Origin of the sequence: Rhizobium sp. 16-488-2b, assembly GCF_017741815.1 — a bacterium.
GTDB lineage: Bacteria > Pseudomonadota > Alphaproteobacteria > Rhizobiales > Rhizobiaceae > Rhizobium.
Genome location: NZ_JAGHMF010000021.1, coordinates 1 through 19,685 on the forward strand (window position 1 = coordinate 1; position 19,685 = coordinate 19,685).

23 protein-coding genes, 1 tRNA gene and 1 pseudogene are annotated in these 19,685 nt (G+C 61.2%); 10 read left to right on the forward strand and 15 right to left on the reverse strand.

The annotated features are described in order from the left end of the window. Positions 1-303 (forward strand): hypothetical protein (locus J5286_RS18685; RefSeq protein ID WP_209191661.1); only part of this gene is annotated, 303 nt, incomplete at its 5' end. Here J5286_RS18685 and J5286_RS18690 read toward each other — a convergent pair. The 3 genes from J5286_RS18690 to J5286_RS18695 all read right to left on the reverse strand — a co-directional run bounded on the left by J5286_RS18690 (position 300) and on the right by J5286_RS18695 (position 2,400). Beyond that, positions 300-776: a hypothetical protein gene (locus J5286_RS18690; protein ID WP_209191662.1), complete on the reverse strand. Its 477-nt coding sequence runs from the start codon at positions 774-776 to the stop codon at positions 300-302. The two genes, J5286_RS18685 and J5286_RS18690, sit on opposite strands and share 4 nt — an antisense overlap. Before the next feature lie 483 nt (positions 777-1,259). Next, a complete protein-coding gene (locus J5286_RS31555; RefSeq protein WP_018899769.1) occupies positions 1,260-1,388 on the reverse strand; it encodes a hypothetical protein in 129 nt (42 codons plus the stop codon). 157 nt (positions 1,389-1,545) lie between these two features. After that, positions 1,546-2,400, reverse strand: a complete 855-nt coding sequence (locus J5286_RS18695) for a LysR family transcriptional regulator (protein WP_209191663.1) — start codon at positions 2,398-2,400, stop codon at positions 1,546-1,548. 113 nt (positions 2,401-2,513) lie between these two features. Here J5286_RS18695 and J5286_RS18700 point away from each other — a divergent pair, with 113 nt between their 5' ends. Further along, a complete protein-coding gene (locus J5286_RS18700; protein WP_111563400.1) occupies positions 2,514-3,518 on the forward strand; it encodes a bile acid:sodium symporter family protein in 1,005 nt (334 codons plus the stop codon). A 105-nt stretch (positions 3,519-3,623) separates the two neighbouring features. Here the strand turns inward: J5286_RS18700 and J5286_RS18705 are convergent, their stop codons facing one another. Further along, positions 3,624-4,091 carry an Hsp20 family protein gene (locus J5286_RS18705; RefSeq protein ID WP_018899772.1) on the reverse strand — a complete coding sequence of 156 codons (468 nt, stop codon included), beginning with the start codon at positions 4,089-4,091 and terminating at the stop codon, positions 3,624-3,626. A gap of 472 nt (positions 4,092-4,563) precedes the next feature. On the opposite strand from J5286_RS18705, the gene J5286_RS18710 reads away from it, so the two are divergent. Together J5286_RS18710 and J5286_RS18715 are read left to right on the forward strand one after the other, a co-directional pair. After that, positions 4,564-5,538, forward strand: a complete 975-nt coding sequence (locus J5286_RS18710) for an alpha/beta fold hydrolase (protein WP_209191664.1) — start codon at positions 4,564-4,566, stop codon at positions 5,536-5,538. Between the two features lie 184 nt (positions 5,539-5,722). Continuing rightward, positions 5,723-6,448: pseudogene (locus J5286_RS18715) on the forward strand (cell wall hydrolase); the annotation flags it as partial. 477 nt (positions 6,449-6,925) lie between these two features. On the opposite strand, the gene J5286_RS18720 reads toward J5286_RS18715, so the two are convergent. The 3 genes from J5286_RS18720 to J5286_RS18730 form a co-directional block, all read right to left on the reverse strand. After that, entirely contained in the window at positions 6,926-8,617 is a 1,692-nt protein-coding gene (locus tag J5286_RS18720) for a methyl-accepting chemotaxis protein (protein WP_209191665.1), read from the reverse strand. Positions 8,618-8,884: 267 nt separating this feature from the next. Then, entirely contained in the window at positions 8,885-9,658 is a 774-nt protein-coding gene (hisN, locus tag J5286_RS18725; protein ID WP_209191666.1) for a histidinol-phosphatase, read from the reverse strand. Positions 9,659-10,026: 368 nt separating this feature from the next. Next, positions 10,027-10,908: an N-formylglutamate amidohydrolase gene (locus tag J5286_RS18730; protein WP_018899777.1), complete on the reverse strand. Its 882-nt coding sequence runs from the start codon at positions 10,906-10,908 to the stop codon at positions 10,027-10,029. A 187-nt stretch (positions 10,909-11,095) separates the two neighbouring features. Between J5286_RS18730 and cpdR1 the strand changes: the two genes are divergently transcribed. The 3 genes from cpdR1 to J5286_RS18745 all read left to right on the forward strand — a co-directional run bounded on the left by cpdR1 (position 11,096) and on the right by J5286_RS18745 (position 12,213). Further along, positions 11,096-11,458, forward strand: coding sequence for a response regulator CpdR1 (gene cpdR1 / locus J5286_RS18735; protein ID WP_003542883.1), 363 nt, complete (start codon positions 11,096-11,098; stop codon positions 11,456-11,458). An 83-nt stretch (positions 11,459-11,541) separates the two neighbouring features. Then, positions 11,542-11,616, forward strand: a tRNA-Val gene (locus tag J5286_RS18740). A gap of 231 nt (positions 11,617-11,847) precedes the next feature. After that, a complete protein-coding gene (locus tag J5286_RS18745) occupies positions 11,848-12,213 on the forward strand; it encodes a hypothetical protein (RefSeq protein WP_111563405.1) in 366 nt (121 codons plus the stop codon). A gap of 155 nt (positions 12,214-12,368) precedes the next feature. Here J5286_RS18745 and J5286_RS18750 read toward each other — a convergent pair whose 3' ends face one another. Further along, positions 12,369-12,704, reverse strand: coding sequence for a hypothetical protein (locus J5286_RS18750; RefSeq protein WP_018899779.1), 336 nt, complete (start codon positions 12,702-12,704; stop codon positions 12,369-12,371). 218 nt (positions 12,705-12,922) lie between these two features. On the opposite strand from J5286_RS18750, the gene J5286_RS18755 reads away from it, so the two are divergent. Continuing rightward, positions 12,923-13,402 (forward strand): hypothetical protein, encoded by a 480-nt coding sequence (locus J5286_RS18755; protein ID WP_209191667.1) that lies wholly within the window; start codon positions 12,923-12,925, stop codon positions 13,400-13,402. A gap of 13 nt (positions 13,403-13,415) precedes the next feature. Here J5286_RS18755 and J5286_RS18760 read toward each other — a convergent pair whose 3' ends face one another. Next, entirely contained in the window at positions 13,416-14,165 is a 750-nt protein-coding gene (locus J5286_RS18760) for a hypothetical protein (RefSeq protein WP_209191668.1), read from the reverse strand. 281 nt (positions 14,166-14,446) lie between these two features. Between J5286_RS18760 and J5286_RS18765 the strand changes: the two genes are divergently transcribed. Further along, positions 14,447-15,010 (forward strand): dual specificity protein phosphatase family protein, encoded by a 564-nt coding sequence (locus tag J5286_RS18765; RefSeq protein WP_209191669.1) that lies wholly within the window; start codon positions 14,447-14,449, stop codon positions 15,008-15,010. A gap of 773 nt (positions 15,011-15,783) precedes the next feature. Here J5286_RS18765 and J5286_RS18770 read toward each other — a convergent pair. Then, the gene (locus J5286_RS18770; protein WP_209191670.1) at positions 15,784-15,933 is read right to left on the reverse strand and encodes a hypothetical protein; all 150 of its coding nucleotides are present in this window, start codon (positions 15,931-15,933) and stop codon (positions 15,784-15,786) included. 26 nt (positions 15,934-15,959) lie between these two features. Beyond that, positions 15,960-16,205, reverse strand: a complete 246-nt coding sequence (locus tag J5286_RS18775) for a hypothetical protein (protein WP_047509565.1) — start codon at positions 16,203-16,205, stop codon at positions 15,960-15,962. Positions 16,206-16,647: 442 nt separating this feature from the next. Between J5286_RS18775 and J5286_RS18780 the strand changes: the two genes are divergently transcribed. Continuing rightward, positions 16,648-17,763 (forward strand): DUF475 domain-containing protein, encoded by a 1,116-nt coding sequence (locus tag J5286_RS18780; protein WP_209191671.1) that lies wholly within the window; start codon positions 16,648-16,650, stop codon positions 17,761-17,763. A 243-nt stretch (positions 17,764-18,006) separates the two neighbouring features. On the opposite strand, the gene J5286_RS18785 is transcribed toward J5286_RS18780, so the two are convergent. The 4 genes from J5286_RS18785 to J5286_RS18800 form a co-directional block, all read right to left on the reverse strand. Then, positions 18,007-18,174 carry a hypothetical protein gene (locus tag J5286_RS18785; protein ID WP_209191672.1) on the reverse strand — a complete coding sequence of 56 codons (168 nt, stop codon included), beginning with the start codon at positions 18,172-18,174 and terminating at the stop codon, positions 18,007-18,009. 337 nt (positions 18,175-18,511) lie between these two features. After that, positions 18,512-18,919 carry a DUF1801 domain-containing protein gene (locus J5286_RS18790; protein ID WP_209191673.1) on the reverse strand — a complete coding sequence of 136 codons (408 nt, stop codon included), beginning with the start codon at positions 18,917-18,919 and terminating at the stop codon, positions 18,512-18,514. Between the two features lie 20 nt (positions 18,920-18,939). Further along, on the reverse strand, positions 18,940-19,248 hold the full coding sequence (locus J5286_RS18795; protein WP_209191674.1) for a hypothetical protein: 309 nt from the start codon (positions 19,246-19,248) through the stop codon (positions 18,940-18,942). 28 nt (positions 19,249-19,276) lie between these two features. Further along, on the reverse strand, positions 19,277-19,516 hold the full coding sequence (locus J5286_RS18800; RefSeq protein WP_209191675.1) for a hypothetical protein: 240 nt from the start codon (positions 19,514-19,516) through the stop codon (positions 19,277-19,279). Positions 19,517-19,685 lie beyond the last annotated feature (169 nt).

Sequence of the window (19,685 nt, forward strand, 5' to 3'; positions counted from 1 at the left end):
CCGCCTGACATCCCATCATCACTCAATCCTCCGCAAATCAGTAAGACGATTGAATCACGACAGCCTGGTGCCGACAACGCTCAGTTTTTCAACAGTATCCGCCAGAAGAGGACGTTCCTATTTGCACATCCGGTAGATAACCAAAGCAGCGAGTGCCATCGCGAGGCCAGCCAACACCCGCTCGACCCACCTACGCCACCGCGACTTGGCGGGTGCCCCATCGAAAAAACCGCTTATCACGTGGCCAAGGAAATCCAGCAACTCACCCATAGTCGTCGCCCTATCAGGATAGCCCTATTCTAAGTCTTGGAAGGCGGGCACAAGACCAATGCGGTGGTGTCGCGCATTGCGTCTAACTTTTTTCGCAAACGAGCCCCCTGCGGCGATGCCCATTGCTCGGGCGTAAAGTCGGGAACCGCGCGGATGCCCTCGATAACCGCAACTGTGTCATCGTGCTTGAGCAAGAAGGTTAGGACGAGGGCTCCCTTGCCTTGTGGCCAAGACATCGAGATGCGATGTGATCCGACATCCTTGAGGGTAACATTCTCCGCGTTTACCTGATGCCGCGCTCCATCGAAATGGACCAGATTACCGCCTCGGATGGCCAAGAATGGCCCCACACACTCAGCACCGATGGGATGAAGTTCGCTTTCCGCGAATTTTTTCAAAACTCCGGTCATACCGTTGTCAGAGCAAGAAGTAACCGCAACAGTTCCCGCGAGGAACGCGTAGCGCAACATGCTGCTCAATTTGTCATAGGTTGCGTCAGTGACCATTATTGCTGCCAAGGCCCATCGTTTCCAAGAGGAGTAACCTGGAGGCGATAAAAACACTCTAACACAACCTATAAAACTCTACGGGCTTTGGTGCCAAGTCCGCTTCGGGCCCGAAAGCGGCTTCGTGCGCAAGTGACCCGTGGACGCGGCTAACTCAGCATCCGGAGCCCCCTCATCCGCCCTTCGGGCACCTTCTCCCCCCGGGGGAGAAGGGGAAAGCGGCACTCTCTGCGGTCTCTTCCCCTCTCCCCTCGGGGAGAGGGTAGGGTGAGGGGGCCACACGGCGAAACGTTGCGACTGAAGACGTCCGCAACGGACCCGACTGCGGTCATTGGTGGCAACGGCTACCTAAGCCTGGAAAATCGCAGCCGGTGAAGGCAACACCGCGAAAGCCATGGCAATGATGCGTGAATGGCAGTGGTGATCCGCGCCCGGGGGCGGGATCACCACTATCGAGATCGTCGAGTTGATTCTCGCAAACGTCTAATTCTGATGCAGCATCACGGCGGAGGGCGGCGCCCCGTTATCCGTCGTCTTGCTATCGTGGCCGGCCACGACGATGAGCATCACGCAGGCGACCAGCCCGGAGACGAAGAGCGCTCCATATACCATCGTCCGTTCTCCCTGTAGCCCCGAACGTCGACCTTGAGCGAGGGCTAAACTAAGGGGTCCAAGGTAACCAGAAGCCTAAGCGACAGGGTTGAAGGATACTTAAAATGCCGGGCAATCGATTAACCACATATCGTGCCATCCGGGCGGCCAGACGATCTCAGCTCGACCTGAGGCTCCGGACCTTGGAAAGAATATCGTCCGACAGCGCCGACACCAGCGCCTGGTCCGCACCCTTGCGCGGCACCAGCACGAACTCGACATCCTCGAGCACGGGCAGCTTGCCCTTGCCGATCACCTTCAGCCCCGATGGCGCCATGCTGCGCGGCTGCACGAGCACGCCCATCCCTGCGCGCGCAGCCGCCGTCAGCCCGCTGAGGCTCCCGCAGGTGCAGACGATCCGCCAGGAAATCTGGTGCCGCCCCAGCGCTTCCAGCGAAATTGCCCGCGTCACGCTCGGCGGCGGAAAGGCGATCAACGGCAGCGGCGCGGCACTCATGATATGGTCGGGATCACGCGCCAGCCACACCAGCGGCTCGCGATAGACCAGCCGTCCCCGCGCGTCGCCCAGCCGCCGCTTGGCAAGCACCAGATCGATCTCACCATTGTCCTGCATTTCATAAAGCACACCCGAGAGCGCCACCGTCAGCTCCAGATCGACCGACGGGTGCGAGCGCACGAAGTCCTCGAGCACGCCGGGCAGCTGGCTGGTGACGAAATCCTCCGACACTCCGAGCCGCAGCTTGCCGCGCAGGCTGCGCCCGCCGAACAGCGATTGCACCTGCCCCTCGATCGACAGCATGGCGCGCGCATGCGACAGCAGCGCCTCGCCATCCGTGGTCAGCACCACCTTGTGCGTATCGCGCGCGAGCAACCGCCGACCGACCGAGGTCTCCAGCCGCTGGATATGCTGGCTGACGGTCGATTGCCCGAGCCCCAACCGCTCGGCGGCCAGCGTGAAGCTCCCCATCTGCTCGACGGCGACGAAGCTGCGCAATTGCGTAAGATCAAGCATGATTATCCCGCTTCGCGATAACTGTTATTTCTTGCATCGCGTATCATAATGGAAGAAACAAGATTGATCCATCAAAAGCCGGCTACAATGCCGAACAAGCCGAGACCAAGCCCATGCGCCGTTTCCTGCCCGATACTTTTACGATCCTCCTGGTCTGCACGGTCATCCTTGCATCGATCCTGCCGGCAAGCGGCGCCTTCGCCGGCTATTTCGGCACGGCGACGACCATTGCGATCGCGCTCCTCTTCTTCCTGCATGGCGCCCGCCTGTCGCGCGACGTGGTGATTGCGGGCCTGCTGCACTGGCGGCTGCATCTGGTGATCCTCCTCACCACCTTCGGCGTCTTCCCGCTGCTGGGCATGGGTCTCGGCTTCATCCCTGAAACGATCCTGCCGCATTCGCTCTATCTCGGCATTCTCTTCCTCTGCGTGCTACCATCAACGGTACAGTCGTCGATCGCCTTCACCTCGATGGCCGGCGGCAACGTGCCGGCTGCGATCTGCTCGGCTTCGGCATCGAACATCTTCGGCATGTTCCTCACCCCGCTTCTCGTCGGCCTGCTTTTCTCGGTCGGCGGCCATGGCGGCTTCTCGTGGGATGCGCTGCTGCAGATCTTCACGCAGCTGCTGCTGCCCTTCATCGTCGGCCAGGTGCTGCAGCCCTGGATCGGCGACTGGATCCGCGCCAAGAAGAAGATCCTGATGCCGGTTGATCGCGGCTCGATCCTGATGGTCGTCTACCTCGCCTTCTCGACCGCCGTCGTCGAGGGCCTGTGGCACACCTTCTCGCTGTCGGACATCGCCGTCGTCATCGTCGCCGACATGGTTCTGCTGGCACTCGTGCTCTGCGCCACCACCTTCGGCAGCCGCCTGATGGGCTTCAACGAGGCCGACCAGATCACCATCACCTTCTGCGGCTCCAAGAAGAGCCTTGCGAGCGGCGTTCCCATGGCCAACGTCATCTTCGCCGGCCAGGCCATCGGCGCCATCGTCCTGCCGCTGATGCTCTTCCACCAAATCCAGCTGATGGTCTGCGCCGTCATCGCCCAAAAATACGCCGCCGCCCACCACCGCCGCGCCACCGCCGCCGAAGTGGAACAGGCCGCCAACCCGGCGTGATCGGTCGCGCCGCAGATGCGGCGTGACCCGACAGCAAAAAAGCGGCGCCCCGTGGGGGACGCCGCCTTGTTGCCATATCCTGGGAGGGATTGGTTAGTTGGTGTCTTAGTTGGTGACCTGAGCCTCGATGGCCTTCGGCGCGCTCACCGGTTCGGCGGCGATCGCGATCTTGCGGGGCTTCATGGCCTCGGGAATGCTGCGAAGAAGGTCGATGTGGAGCAGACCGTTCTTCAGCGAAGCAGCCGTCACCTCGACATGGTCGGCAAGCTGGAAGCGACGCTCGAAGGTGCGCTTGGCGATGCCGCGATAGAGGAATTCGGAGCCTTCCGCATTGTCTTCATTCTTCTCGCCCTTGACGGTGAGAGCATGGGCCTGCGCTTCGATCGAAATTTCGGTTTCGTCGAAACCGGCGACGGCCATGGTGATGCGGTAGGTGTTTTCACCGGTGCGCTCGATATTGTAGGGCGGGTAGGTCTGGCCCTGGTCGGGCTGACCCAGGCTGTCGAGCATGGTGAAGAGACGGTCGAAACCGACGGTGGAACGATAGAGGGGAGAGAAGTCTACGTGACGCATGATGTCCTCCTGAGGAAGCGACTGATTGCGATAAATTGCCCCAGAAACCCCTTGATCGGCAGCTTCGGGACGGTTCCGCGGACCCGTTCTGGCGTCCGCTACCATGAGATGGGGATGGCTTTTTCGGACTTCAAGACCCTTTCTGAGAGCCGCCCACAACCACTGAAAATCCGCGGCCAGCCACCGTGAACCGCGCATGAACACCCGGTTCGGCATCCGTTCAGACGCGCAGGCCTAAAGATTGCCTCATCGGGTTACACTGGCTCGATGGCTGGAGTGTATCGTCCCTTCGTCTTCAGCCCGATCTCCGGCCGGCACTGCGCTCCCCTCAGGTCCCGCATGCCGGCCACTTTTTTGACCGGGCGCGGACGACGCGCATCTCAGGAACGCTTTTTTCTTTGATTTGACAGGCCGATCGCCTATCCGCTTTACTTCAATTCCGAATCCTTTCGAAGGGCGCGCGCTGACGGCTATGGAACAGGTTCTGTTTTCGACACCCGGCAATCCGGTTCCGGAAAATCGCACGGAAGGCTACTTCGAGACGCATGACGGCCTGAAGCTGCGCTACGCCGTTTTCCGCTCCTCGGCATCCGTCGCCAAGGGCACCGTCGTGCTCTTGCACGGGCGCAACGAATTCATCGAGAAATATTACGAGACGATCCGCGACCTGACCGACAAGGGTCTATGGGTCGCCACCTTCGATCTGCGCGGCCAGGGCAATTCCGACCGCATGCTGAAGAAGCGTCACTACGGCCATGTCCGCCGCTTCATCGATTACGAGCACGACCTCGATACCTTCCTCGAGAAAGTCGTGCTGCCCGATACCCGCCTCCCCTTCTATATGTTGGCGCATTCGACCGGCGCGCTGATCGCGCTCTCGGCCGCTCCTTATCTGACGACGCGCATCGAGCGCATGGTGCTGACGGCGCCCTTCATCGGCCTCTCGGGTCAGGCAGCATCGGCCGGCACCATCCGCTGGCTCGCGTCCGCGGCCTGCGCGCTCGGCCTCGGTTCGCACCCGCTGTCGCGCAAGCTCAGGGAAAAACCGTTCCGCGACAATCCGCTGACATCGGACGAGGTCCGCTTCGAACGCAACGTAGCGATCGCTCAGGCAAATCCCGATCTCACGCTCGGCCCGCCCACCGCGCGCTGGCTGGTCGAATCCTTCAAGACCATCGAGCGCGTGACAGCACCGAACCACCTCTTTTCGATCACCATCCCGACCGTCGTGATAGCCCCGACGCGCGATACGATCGTGCCTTACATCGCCCAGGAGCGTCTCTCGCGCTATTTCCGCGCCGGCCAGCTGGTGCCGATCAACGGCGCTCGTCACGAAGTGTTGCAGGAACGCGATGTCTACCGGCAAGCGGCGCTCGCCGCCTTCCACGCCTTCATTCCGGGCGCGGATGCCGAGGTTTCCGAGGAATTCGAAGGCTTCGGCACCTGAGCCGAGGCGCCTTAGGCGGGGTCCCATTCCCCGCCCCACTTGTCCGGGATCGCGAAGTTCCGACCGGCGCGATCACATTTTGAGACAAAAATGTAACGCGGTGTTTGAATTTTTACGATTGTAAGATAATAGTTACTCACTTTTTCGATAAGGGCTGAACTAATCACATAGGGGGCACCTGGCGTTGAGGGCGCATTACGTATTGGGACGATCTCTGTTCGGGATCATGATTGTGGGCTTAGCTGCCACGGGCTGCACCAGCACGCCAAAGACCACAGGCAGCATTCAGACGACCAAGCGTCTGCATACCGGCACGCCCGGTAAGGTCACCTACAATTACACGACGGAAGACCGAACCTGCCTCAAGCGGGCGATGTATTTCGAATCGCTGCATTCCGACCACGACGGCTATATGGCTGTCGGCAGCGTCGTGATGAACCGCCTGACATCGCCTGCCTATCCCAAGTCCATTTGCGGCGTCGTTTCGCAGGCCAAGCAGTTCGCCCCCGGCGTCATGACCCGTGAGGTCAAGGCACAGGCGGAGCCCGATCTCAACGCGGCCGCCGACGCCCTGTTGAAGGGTGAGCGCAATCCTGCCGTCAAGGAAGCCATGTTCTTCCATACCGACGGCATGAAGTTCCCCTACGACAACATGCACTACGTGACGGTTGCCGGCGGCAATGCCTTCTACGAGAAGCGCGGCGCCGATGGCGAGCTGCAGACCCCTTCGCCGCTCCCCGCCTACGAAGTCGCGATGAATTTCGTGCCCGCTCATAGCCAGATGGCCGCTCAGTTCGAATTGCTGACGCCAGCCGCTTCGCCGGCCCGCGAGCCGATTCCGATGGCGCAGGGCGTTGTCGAAACCGCCTACGAAGCACCCGAAAGCGTCCCCGTTCCGCAGGCCGCCCCCATGCAGACGACCGCCGAAGCGGCCCGCATGGAAGAGCCGCAGGTTCAGCAGGCACAGGTACAACAGGGCCAAGTGCAGCAGGGACAGGTGCAGACCGCCCAGCTGCAGCCGACACAGGTTCAGCAGCCGCAATTCCAGCAGGCTCGTTTCCAGCAGGCGCAGCCGCAGCAGGCCCAGACCAAGCAGCAGCACGTGCTGCAGGTACCGGTCCAGCAGGCCTACGTCCCATCCGAGCCGGCGCCTGCCGCCTTCGAGGCCGTTGCCTACACAGTCCCGACGGCAGTGGCCGTGCCGACGCCGCGCCCGGCGACGTTCGATACCGCCCGCATGCGCGGCGGCATCGGCGGCTGATCTTAGCCACACGAGACAATCGAACAAAAAAGGGTTCCAGCCTACCGGCGGAACCCTTTTTCTTTGCTTGTCTGCCTGGATGTCCGGTCTATGGCGCGCCATCGCTGACGCGCCGGATCGCGATCGTCAGGCCACTCTCGCCAGCGGCGCCACGCCGCGCGCGTTTCGCTCGTCACCGACCTTGAACTGGCCGATCAGCTCGAACAGCGCGCTCGCCTCCGCCGCCAGTTTGCGGCTGGCAGACGCGGTCTGCTCGACCATGGCCGCATTGCGCTGCGTGTCCTGATCCATAGACATGACAGCCTCGTTGATCTGGCCTAGCGCCTGCGATTGCTCACGCGCCGCCACCACGATGCCGGAGACATTGTCGTGCACCTGCAGCACCCGCGCCGCGATCGCCTGAAGTGCTGCGCCCGTCTTGTCGACCAGCGTAACTCCATCGCGAACCGAAACTTCGCTGTCGTGGATCAGCGCCTTGATTTCCTTGGCCGCATCGGCCGAGCGCTGCGCCAACTGCCGCACCTCTTGCGCCACGACCGCGAAGCCCTTGCCGGCTTCACCGGCACGCGCCGCCTCGACACCGGCGTTCAGCGCCAGGAGATTGGTCTGGAAGGCGATATCGTCGATGACACTGACGATGCCGGCGATCTGGGTCGAGGAACGCTCGATCCGCGCCATGGCGTCGACGGTCTGCTTGACGACATCGGCGGAATCCTGCGCGCTCTTCGTCGTGTCGTCGACCAGTCGCCCGGCATCCGCTGCCCGGCGCGCCGAATCCGACACGGTCGTGGAAATCTCTGTCACCGCCGCGGCTGTCTCCTCGACGGATGAAGCCTGCGATTCCGAACGGCGCGCGAGATCGTCGGACGCCGCACTGATTTCGCGCGTCCCCGATGCGATCTGCGTCGCGTTCCTGGCGATCGCCTGCATCGCCGCCCGCAACCGGCCGATCGACGAGTTGTAATCGGAGCGCAGCGTCTCAAGTGACGCGATGAACGGCTTTTCGATCGTCTGGTCGAGATCGCCATCCGCCATCGCCTGCAGGCCGACGGCGAGCTCCTTGACCGCCCGCACCCGCTCGCTGACATCGGTCGCGAACTTCACGACCTTGAACACCTTGCCGCTCATGTCGAAGATCGGATTGTAGGAGGCCTGGATGAAAACCTTGCGGCCACCCTTGCCGATACGCGCGAACTCGTCAGCGGCGAACTCTCCTGCCGCAAGGCTACGCCAAAATTCCTTATACTCGGCGCTTGCGGCATAGGCCGGATCGCAGAACATCGAATGATGCCGCCCCCGAATTTCCTCCAGCGTATAGCCGAGCGTCTTCAGGAAATTCTCGTTGGCCGTCAGGATATGACCGTCAGGCGTGAACTCGATCGTCGCCTGCGCGCGCGAGAGCGCATCGAGCTTGCCCGCATCTTCAGCGCTCTTCAGCTTCGTATCGGTAATCACGGTGGCGAACTTTACCACCTTGTAGGGCGTGCTGCCCTTGAAGACCGGATTGTAGGAGGCTTCGATCCACACTTCGCGCCCGCCCTTGCCGATACGCTTGTACTGTCGGCGATCGAACTCGCCCTTGTTCAATTGCTTCCAGAAAGCGGCATAGTCGGCGCTCTTCGCTTCGTCCGGATCGACGAAAATGCTGTGATGGCGCCCGATGATCTCGTCGACGCGGTAGCCCATCGCCTGACAGAAGTTCTCGTTGGCGAAGAGGATGTTGCCTGCCATGTCGAATTCGATCACGGCCTGGGAGCGACTGACGGCATCAAGAACGGCCTTGGCGCCGGTGGCGGATCCGAAAGAAAAAAGCTGCATTATATTCTGCCTCAAAACCGAAATGCGGACCGCCGAAAGGCAAGGATCCAAATACATTCATTTCAGCGGCAAGATTTGCAGCGAATTCTTTCCGTTCGATTAATGTTCATCCCCTGCGGGCATCTTGTGAGACAACTAACCGCATGTGTTAACAAAACAAACAACCAAAGAGAGATTTACTCAAACAAGAGCAACCAATGCTGTTAAACATCGCCAGTGTCTAACAAAACCGAGCCTGATCCCGCCTCATTCAGCACAACCCTCGGTCTAGCGTCGCAGCACCGCCACCGCCGCGTCGTAAACGGCCTGGCTGCCGGCGGCGATGATCGAGCCGCCATTCTCCGGCCGCCCGCCATCCCAGGTGGTGATGATGCCGCCTGCTTTCTTGATGACGGGAATGATCCCGCCGACATCATAGGGCTTCAGGCCGTTTTCGACGACGAGATCGATGTGCCCCGCCGCCAAAAGCGCGTAGGCGTAGCAATCGGTGCCGTAGCGGAAGAGCCGGACCTGGCTCTCGATCTCGCGATAGCGGTCCATCTCGGTCCCGGCGAAGAGATGCGGCGAGGTGGTAAACAGGATCGCATCGGAAAGCCCGGCGCAATCGCGCACCTGAAGCTTCCGCTCTCCCTCGGGACCGGTGTAATAGGAGCCACTCTCATCGGCGAAATAGCGCTCACCGGTAAACGGCTGCTCGATCATCCCCATGATCGCCCGGCCGTTCCTGTAGAGCCCGATCAGTGTCCCCCAGACAGGAACGCCGGAGATGAACGCCCGCGTGCCGTCGATCGGATCGATCACCCAGACATGCTCGCGATCGAGCCCGACATTGCCGAACTCCTCGCCAAGAATGCCATGCTCGGGAAAATGCGCCTCGATCAGCGCCCGGATCGCCACTTCGGCCGCCCGGTCGCCTTCGGTGACGGGATCGAAGCCCGACGCCAGCTTGTTCGTCACGCCGGTCCCGGAGCGAAACCGCGGCAGCGTCTCTGCCTTGGCGGCTTCGGCCAGACGATTGAAGAAGGTACGATCAGGAAACATGAGGGACATCCGCGTAAGACCGTCGATGCCGCTTTCCATAGCCGAAAAGGCTCATTTTGCAAACGGAAGCAGCAACTTTTAGCCGGCTGCACATATTTTGCGCACCGCAATAAAATGATTGACAATTGTGCACTGCAATAGTAGCTTCTCCCTACAGTCTTCTGACTGTAAATACCCTCCTTGGGTGTTTCCTCCCTAGACTTGGACCGCCGCAAGGCGGTCTTTTTTTGTCGGGTTGGAAACAGACCGGCACCGTCGCAGGCACGGAGACACGAAAACCCATCGCCGCGACAGGCAACCTACCGCAACTTCACGACAGCAATACTGCACTGGAATACGGCGCGCTCGAATGCGCTCGGAAAACCGCCCTACTCCGCCGCCAGCGCCGTATCGCCGGCGAACTTGGCGACGTAGTCGGCCATCTGCCGCATGAAGGAGGTGATTGCGGCCGCCACGAGCGGGAAATCGGCGCGGCGCTCGAGCGTCACCTCGTCGACATAGATCGAGCGGTTGACCTCGATCTGCAGCGCGTGCAGGCCGCGCGAGGGGCGGCCGTAATGCTCGGTGATGAAGCCGCCGGCATAGGGCTTGTTGCGGATCGCGGCGAAACCCATCTCCTCGAAGATGCTGACGGCCATGCGCGACAGCTCGGCCGAGGCGCTTGTGCCGTAGCGATCGCCGATGATGAAATCCGGCCGCGAGGTGGCGCCTGCGACGCGAATATTGCCCGGCATCGAATGGCAGTCGATCAGCACCCCGAAGCCGAACTGCACATGCGTGCGCGCGATCAGCCGGCGCAGCGCGGCATGATAAGGCTTGTAGACCGCCTCGATGCGATCGAGCGCCTCCTGCACCGGCAGGCGACGCGCGTAGATTTCCATGTTCTCGGCAACGATGCGCGGGATGGTCCCGAGCCCGCCCGCCACGCGCAGCGAATTGATATTGGCGTAGGCAGGCAGGAGCCCGTCGAACATGCGCGGATCGAGCTCATAGGGCTCGCGGTTCACGTCGAGATAGGCGCGCGGAAAATTCGCGAGCAGCAGCGGCGCCCCGAGCGCGCCTGCCGCCGAAAACAGCTCGTCGACATAGTGGTCTTCCGAGCGGCGGATCGAAATCCCCTGCAATCTCGATTGCGCGATGAATTCGGGCGGATAGATGCGGCCGCTATGGGGAGAATTGTAGACGAATGGAATGGTGTGCGACGCGGGTTCCCGTATCTCAAAAAGCTCGTACGCGGGAATCTCGTCCACCTGTTTCCCTCTTAACCATGCTGGCAGGCAGCTATCTCGCCCATGTTGCCAGTTGAAGGCCGCCAAGTCCATACTATCTCATGGGGATGACGCTTTGCACAGGCGCTTCACCGGTTGTTTACCGGCCGAAATCTAGTGTAAATGACCAATACTCACGCATAAATTCCACTGATCAGCGGTCTGGATAATGACTCAGAAGATACTTCTTGCAGAAGACGACAACGACATGCGCCGCTTCCTTGTGAAGGCGCTCGAAAAGGCAGGCTACAAGGTCCTGTCCTACGACAACGGCGCCAGCGCATACGACCGCCTTCGCGAAGAACCCTTTTCCCTTCTTCTCACCGATATCGTCATGCCCGAAATGGACGGCATCGAGCTGGCGCGTCGCGCCACCGAACTCGATCCCGACCTCAAGGTGATGTTCATCACCGGTTTTGCGGCTGTGGCACTCAATCCTGATTCGAAGGCACCGAAGGACGCGAAGGTCCTTTCCAAGCCTTTCCACCTCCGCGACCTCGTTGACGAAGTCAATAAAATGCTTGCGGCCTAAGGGTTCTGTGGGCGCATGTCACAAATCTGAAAAAGGCCTATTGACGGCCAAATAGGTTTGTGGTCTATGCGCCGACATCGGATGGGCGTGTAGCTCAGCGGGAGAGCACTACGTTGACATCGTAGGGGTCACAGGTTCAATCCCTGTCACGCCCACCATCCAGATTAGACTGAATAGTCAAGGGCTTAGCGAGAAATCGCTGAGCCCTTATTCGTTTCGGGGATCCGTGCAGCTTGCCGGAGAACCTGCCAGGAATGCTAAAAAGCGATCCCCTAAAATACCGCATCCACTCCCCAACCTCGTTCAGAATCCATTAAGTCAACCAATGCCATCTTCTGGGCATGTTGAGTGGCTATCGAGCCTCTCGATCTTAACGGAGACGCATGCGAATGAAGAAGATGGCTCTGTACGCCGTGGTTGCCGCAACCACGTTCAGCAGCGTCCTGGCGACCACCGCGCCGGCAATGGCGCAGTATTACGACCGTCGCCCGCCGGGCTATGGTTACCGCGACCAGCCGCCACCCCCGCCGCCCCCACGCCGCCGCCATCACAATGATGGCGCCGTCATCGCCGGTGGTCTTGCGGCTGGCGTTATCGGCGGCCTGATCGGCGGCGCGATTGCCAACGGCAATTCCGGCCCGCGCTACATCGATCCGCCACCGCCGCCCCCGCCGCGTTGCTGGTTCGAGGATCGCCAGGTTCAGAACGCCTATGACGGCGGCTACCACATGGAAAGCATCCGCGTCTGCCGCTAACGATGTCGGGCATTGTGCCCGGCACCAAAGCAGCAACCACCGCCCCGGTCTCCGGGGCGTTTTGCTGTCCGGTCTGGCGCGACGCAGGCGCTGAAACAAAAAGAGGCCCGGCGGATGGGCCGGACCTCTTCATGTCGAGCGAACCGCGCGAACGCTTATTCGTGGATCGTATAGGAGCCCATTTCGCAGAGGTTCTGGGTGTCGGTGGTCGTGTCGAGGTTGGAGCCTTCCTCGAACTCGAACTTCATGTCGTATTTGCAGACGTCGCGGCCGTCACCGATGGTGATGTCCATGCTTTCGCCCGGGTTCAGCACCTGCTTGCCGAAGACGTCGTCTTCCCACTCGTTGACGCCAACGGGCGAGGTGTAGAAATTGGTGAGCACCGAGTTGGTGCCGTTCTTCAGCGTGAAGACCAGGTCTTCCGCGTGAGAGACGCCTGCAAATGCCAGAAATGCGATGGCGGAGACCGCCGACAGCGTGATGTTTCTCATGTTTCCCCTCAAAACGCCCCACACGGGGCGCGACGGTCTTATTATCGGATGAGTATATGTAAAAGTGGTTTCGGCAGCCATTTCTGGTGGCTTTTCTTGGACTGCGAAGTTGTGTGCCAAGACATTGAAAGTCTAGCGTGCTGACCAATTTCGAACACAGTAGAATGTCATGGCCTCGGTGCTGTGGCGACACGCTTTAGGCATGACGAGGTATTGAAATGAAACTGGTAATCCTGACCGCCGGCGCACTTCTGTCGGCATCGATCGCGCAGGCAGCGGGCACGGCACAGCAGAACTTTCCCGGCGCGCCTGGTGCGCTGACGCTGGCCGGCCGATGCAGCAAGCTCGTCGTCGGCAAGGTCGATGTCTCCAAGCCCTGCCAGAACGAGATCGCCAGCGTCACCCTGGTCAACGGTCAGGTCACCTTCATCTTTTCCGCCGAAGGCAAGATGCTCGGCTTCCAGGGCGACGGCACCAAGATCAAGCCGGCATCAGCGGGCAATGTCACGCTGCCGCTTGATATGGTGGTGACCGGCGCTGGCCAGAAGATGACCGGCCAGGTCAAGGTCTCGGGAAGCTGCACGCTCGGCAACCCCTATGACGGCAAGCCGGTCGCGATCGAATGCAGCGCCAAGAGCACGGACACGGCCTTCTCCGCCATCTTCAAGACAAACGGCAAGGCACCGAAGCAGAAGTAGGTTTAAACGATCCTCAGGCGCACCAGGCGCCCTTGCCGGGCTTGCGCGCCAAACCCTCATCCACCAGCTGCGCGCCGATCGAGCGACCGTCGCGCGAGATGACCCGGGGTGCTGCCCCCTTGTCGGGCTGGCCGGCGGCGTTCATCGAAAACGACCCGGCATTCAGAAGGTTGAGCAGCCGGAGCTTGGCCGCGAAGCCCGCCTTGCGTTCGCCGTCGCAGCGCGCATTGTCGATGCCGGGGCTGACGATATCGGCGATGACGATCTTCTCGCCCTTGTACCAGAAAGTGCTGCCGTCGGCGACGCAGTTGATATGCTCACCCTGCCCGCAATAGCCGAAGGCAGCCTTGGCGGATTGCGTCTGCGCCGGCGAAATGGAGACTGGCGAGATGGACGCCGGCTCCGCCTTTTCCGCGACAGGCCCCTTGGACGACGGGATCGGCACGGCCGCCGGCGGCACGATCTTCGAGACCGACGCGATCGACGCCGTCTGCCTCGGCCCCGTATCGCGGCTCGTATCCTTGATGGCCTCACGCACCGCATCGCGCTCGCGTGTGTTCTTCGCCACGCTGACCGGCCGCGAGGCCGAAGGCGCGTGCGAGGCGAGCAACGGCTTCACGCTCTTCCAGTTGTCATAGACGGCGATGCCGCCAAAGGCGAGCACACCGACGACCACCCAGGGAAGCGGGCTTCCGCCTCCGCTCTTCCTCGCTCCCGCCCGCGAGCGTGTCGATGTCTTGCGGCGTGTCGCTGTCTTGGCCATGGCGTCCCGATTCCCGTGATGGCCGATTATCGCCGCGCAATCCTTTCCGAAAGGTTGGCAATCGCCATTTGCCCACGGCAAGTTTCGCCCGGCTAGTTTAACTTCCCCCCGCCGCCACATCATCGCGCCATTTGCCCGCTACAGCCCTCCGCTCACGTTTGATTGAAGGCTCCGGCCTTCTAAATCGCTGGCATGGCCTGACCCCGCTCCCCATCTGAGGCGTGATCGCTGCGACAGCGACGATGGAAAAGCCACGTTGGCTGCTGAGAAGAAGTAAACGCATGACGCGTAAATACCTGAGATTTCTGAAGTGGCCCGCAGGCCTCGCGCTCGGCGCGGTGCTCCTGGTCCTCGGCCATGCCGGGATCGGCCAGCTCACCGGAAATTTCCACGAAGTCATCCCCGGCGAGCTCTACCGCTCAGCCCAGCCAAGCGGCTCCGATATCGCCACCTATGCCGATACCTACGGGATCAAGACCATCGTCAACCTGCGCGACGAGGAGCGCACCGACTGGTACCACAATGAGGCTGCCGCCGCACAGAAGGCCGGCATCACGCTGATCGATTTCCCGATGTCCTCGTCGAAGCTGTTGCCGATCCCCGAGGCCGAGCGCCTCGCCAAGCTGATGGCCGATGCGCCCAAGCCGCTGCTCATCCACTGCGAACACGGCGCCAACCGCACGGGCCTGGCATCGGCCATCTACGTCGGCGCCGTCGGCAAGCTCAGCGAAGCTTTCGCCGAATTTCAGCTTAGCCCCTATTTCGGCCACTTCGCCCTCCCCGGCATCGGCCGCTACGAACTCACCCGCTCCTGGGACGCCTTCGAGGAAACGATCGGGTTTTGAGGGGTGTCAGGAGGTGGTCGCGGCAGGGCTGTATCGGTGTGCCATTGAGCACCCCTCACCCAGCGACGTCATCCTCGGGCTCGTCCCGAGGATCTAAGCACGCCGCCGCGAGTGCAACGATCATGGACCGCCCACCGGCGTTAAAATCCATGCACGTCCAGCCCAGATCTACCCTCGGCAGATCCTCGGGACGAGCCCGAGGATGACGTTGGTGGGTGGGGCACCAGCCGAATTAATAACGACGAAACAAGCTCTACCAGCACACTACGACAGCCTCTCGTGCGGCTGTGCCGCCACGCTAACCACACCCAGCGACGTCATCCTCGGGCTCGTCCCGAGGATCTAATCACGCATCCAAGAATGCAACGGTCATGGACTACCCACCGGCGTTAAAATCCATGCACGTCCAGCCCAGATCAACCCTCGGCAGATCCTCGGGACGAGCCCGAGGATGACGACGGAACGTATGGCACCGGTCGAATTAATAACATCGAAACACGCTCTACCAGCAGACTACGGCAGCCTCGCGTGCGGCTGCACCACGACGCCAACCACACCCAGCGACGTCATCCTCGGGCTCGTCCCGAGGATCTAAGCACGCCGCCGCGAGTGCAACGGTCATGGACCGCCCACCGGCGTTATAATCCACGCACGTCCAGCCCGGAGCAACCCTCGGCAGATCCTCGGGACGAGCCCGAGGATGACGTTGGTGGGTGGGGTATAGCTCCCGTAATAATCGATCTTGTGACGGACACTCCCCGGCAAGATCACCCTCAACCCGCAGATCGCGCCTCACCGCCGCCCCGCTTCGTCTCTCCCGCCCTGACACCAACACGCACACCCGCCGCGGCAGGAACGGCAATCGCCCGCCATTCGCTTTCATGCTTCATGGTGAGGTCAACGGGCACAGTATTTACGGTCATGTATCTCTCTCGCTATCGGCTGGAATTCAGTTCTTGTCGGAGCCCTTGTCGTCACTGGTGATCGGTCCCTCGCGCGACAAATCTCCACCGGTCACATGCGCGGGCACGTGGATGTCGTGGTGAACGCCCGGCGTTAGCGTCAAGTCCACCTGGTGCGGCGGCATCACCTGGGCGGTTTTCATCCGGTTCGGTTTTGCCCGCTTCATGCGGTCGGGCGCCTGGGTGCGCTTGTCGGGAATATGGGTGTCTGGAACGTGGCTGTGGGTCGGCATGGTCCTCTCCCTTGTCGTTACACTCTTCGCTTTACACTGGCTCCGTTTCCCGGCCGCACACCGAGCGCGCCGCGACCAAAGTCGACGGCCCATCGGCGACACATCTGTCGGGCAACTGAGGACCTAACGACCGGAGAGCCGGATGGTTCCCGAGAAAAGCGATCACGCGCAGCACCGTGATCTTGACTGAGCCGCGAACTTGACTATCTCTGTGAACATCCCGCGGCCTCAGACATCGGCCGACGGGCAACCTGGTGCCGGGCCCCTCTGGCGAGAGTTTTTACGGCGCTCTCGTGATGTCGGTACCGCCTGCAAATAAGCCGGCGGATTTTCATTCGATGAAAAAGCACACCATGCCTTACGCGCATGCCCGTTGTGGTATGTCGCGTTTCTTCAGCATATCCACGCTCTCGAACAGCGCTGACAGTGGGGAGGTTCGCTCATGAGCACCCCCGCCAAGACGAAATCGACACTCAGCTACTTCACCTGGTCTTTCATCGTCACCGCCGTCGGCCTCGCGCTCGGCGCGGCCCTCGGCTGGCAGACAACCGGCACGATCGGCGGCATGGCGACCGTCTTCTTCATTTGTACGGTTCTGGCCGTACTCGAAATCTCGCTCTCCTTCGACAATGCCATCGTCAACGCCAACAAGCTGAAGGAGATGACGCCGGAGTGGCAGCATCGCTTTCTGACCTGGGGCATCGTCATTGCCGTCTTCGGCATGCGCATCGTCTTCCCGCTGGCGATCGTCGCCATCGCGGCCCAGATCGGCCCATGGGAAGCGCTTGTTCTCGCCGCCCGCGAGCCTGCCGAATATGCCCGCATCATGAACGACGCGCATCTGCCGATCGCAGCCTTCGGCGGTACCTTCCTGATGATGGTCGGCCTCAACTACTTCTTCAACCATGAGAAGGAGGTGCACTGGATCGCGGGCCTCGAACGCATGATGGCCCGCTCGGCCACCATCAAGGGCATCGAGATCGCTTTCGTGCTGGCCCTCATCCTGGTCTTCTCCTCCTTCCTGCCGGAAGAAGAAGCGAGCACCTTCGTGCATAGCGCCATCTATGGTCTTCTGACCTTCCTCGCGGTCGAGGTGGTGGGCGGCCTGCTGGATGCCTCGCAAAAGACGATGAGCGCCGCCGCCAAGGGTGGCCTCGGCGCCTTCATCTATCTCGAGGTGCTGGATGCCAGCTTCTCCTTCGACGGCGTCATCGGCGCCTTCGCGCTGACGCAGAACCTCTTCGTCATCGCCATCGGCCTCGGCATCGGCGCCATGTATGTGCGCTCCATGACGATCATGCTGGTGGAAAAGGGAACGCTTGCCGAATACCGCTATCTCGAGCACGGCGCCTTCTACGCCATCCTGATCCTCTCGGTGATTATGTATGTGCAGACGCTGTATCATATCCCCGAAGTCATCACCGGGCTGGGCGGCGCCACCCTGATCGGCATCTCGCTCTGGTCCTCCATCCGCTACAACAGGAAGGAACAGGCCGAAGAGCAGGCGCATGGCGAGACGCATGCGCAGAAGGAACAGCAGGTTCAGGCGCAGACCTGAGCTGAGCGCTCCTGACGACTGGCACGCGGCCACCTCGTCCTCACCCCTCATCCCGGCCTTGTGCCGGGATCCAGCAGCGTCGCATCCGCGACGCTAGGAGGCTCTTTTCCCGCCACGAGGGCGAGGATGAGGAGGAGAATGCGGCGGCCATCTGTCCCAATCCCCAATAACAACAAAGCCCGCGACCGAGAGGTTGCGGGCTGTTTCATGTCAGCGGCCAAAGACCGCCTCTTGATTCCAGGCTTAGTGATTGATGCGGCCGAACAGGCTCGGATCGATCCCAAGCTTGTTGAGATCGCGCTCGCGGGGGCGGCGGCCGGACTGGACGGCGGCGCTGGCGGCATTCGCGGCACCGATCATCGCAAAGGCGCGGCCAAGCAAGCCAACACGAATGGACTGACGGAAGGACATTGTCTTTCTTTCTCTAGCATATGATTGACTGCTCACATATGGGCGCACGAGGCGGGAACCACAACCGCTGGGATTTCAACCCAGCCATGCGGGAATGGGCGGGGTGGGCGTTGTAGATACCCCCTAGAAGCGAGACCCCAGCGCGTGGGCCCCTCACCCTACCCTCTCCCCGCGGGGAGAGGGGAAGAGACCGCAGAGGGTGCCGCTTTTCCCTTCTCCCCGCGGGGGTCCGAAGGACGGGTCGAGACCGGTGGCTCGACCCTGGGGTGGCCCGAAGGGTCGGATGAGGGGGCTCCGGGCGCCTAGGCTGCCCCAACAAAACCTTCCCAAACCAACCTCACATCACCTCCCCCGGCAACGCCACCGCCTGCAATATCCACCCCTTCAGCAAGTCCGCATCGAACCGCTCACCTTCATGCAGATGCACATACCGCACTCCCTCCTGCTTCGACCCGACAGGCGGCAGCGGATTAAGCGATGCGCCCTTGAAGAACGTCACCTTGATATACCGATCGAAGCAGTGAAACGCCAGGAACCAGCCGCCGCCTGCGGCGCCATAAAGCGGCGTGTTCCACTTCACGGCCTTGCGCAGATCGGGGACGAGCCCGGTTATCAGCTCATCGAGTTCCTTCCCCACAGCACTCTTCCACCCCGGCATCGCCGCGATATACGCCTGAACCGGGGCATCCCCCTCCCCCTTCGGTATTTGCGGGTTGCCGCCGGACAAAAGCTTGGGCGCGCTCATCAGTTCCTCCCTGGCCCCCGCTAGTTCGAAAGCCCGTCAACGACCAGCATCAGGACAAAGGACCAGACAGATAGCCCAATGCTACAGGTCATCACCAGTCGCAGCCGCTTGAACCGACTGTCGATAAAGAACGGCGTTAAGCGTGAAAATTGCCTTCCCTTCCGCTCTCCCCAGGGAAGGTCCCCCTCTTCCGGAAGCGAAACCGTCGATTGGGTTCGCCAGAGTATGAGCGCATTGGTGATGAAGCCGCCCGCGAAGCCGAGCACGAAAAGCGACATCAGGACATATTTCACGGTTTGCACAACTGCGGTTGTCTCTTCTGCGTGCATGACATCCTCACCTCAACGGCTTCGCAATTCATCTGAACGATATGATCGCCGCGATCAGCAATACCCACGGCAACAGGCCGATCCATCCCGCCATCGAGGCCTCGCAGAGAAGAGAGTGGTCCGCGGCGCGCTTGAAACCAAGCCAGTTAAATCCGCCCTCACCTGATGAGATGCCCTGGACGCGGATTCTGCCCCGCGATGCAAGTGGCAACAGCATTCTGGCTGTGGTGTACCCTATGACTTCCAAAAGAAAATCGACGACAAGCAAGTCCGCTTCCCCCGATTGCAAGAAAAATGCGCCGCGATATTTTGATCATGTAGTGAGCATGGCATAAAACTTTAAGTCGCGAACAAAGAGGAATGCAAGTGTGGTGAATGTGCGCTTACTTGCCGGGCGTGAGCAGTCGAGGCAGCAAAGCCGCCCCCCTCCCCCATGG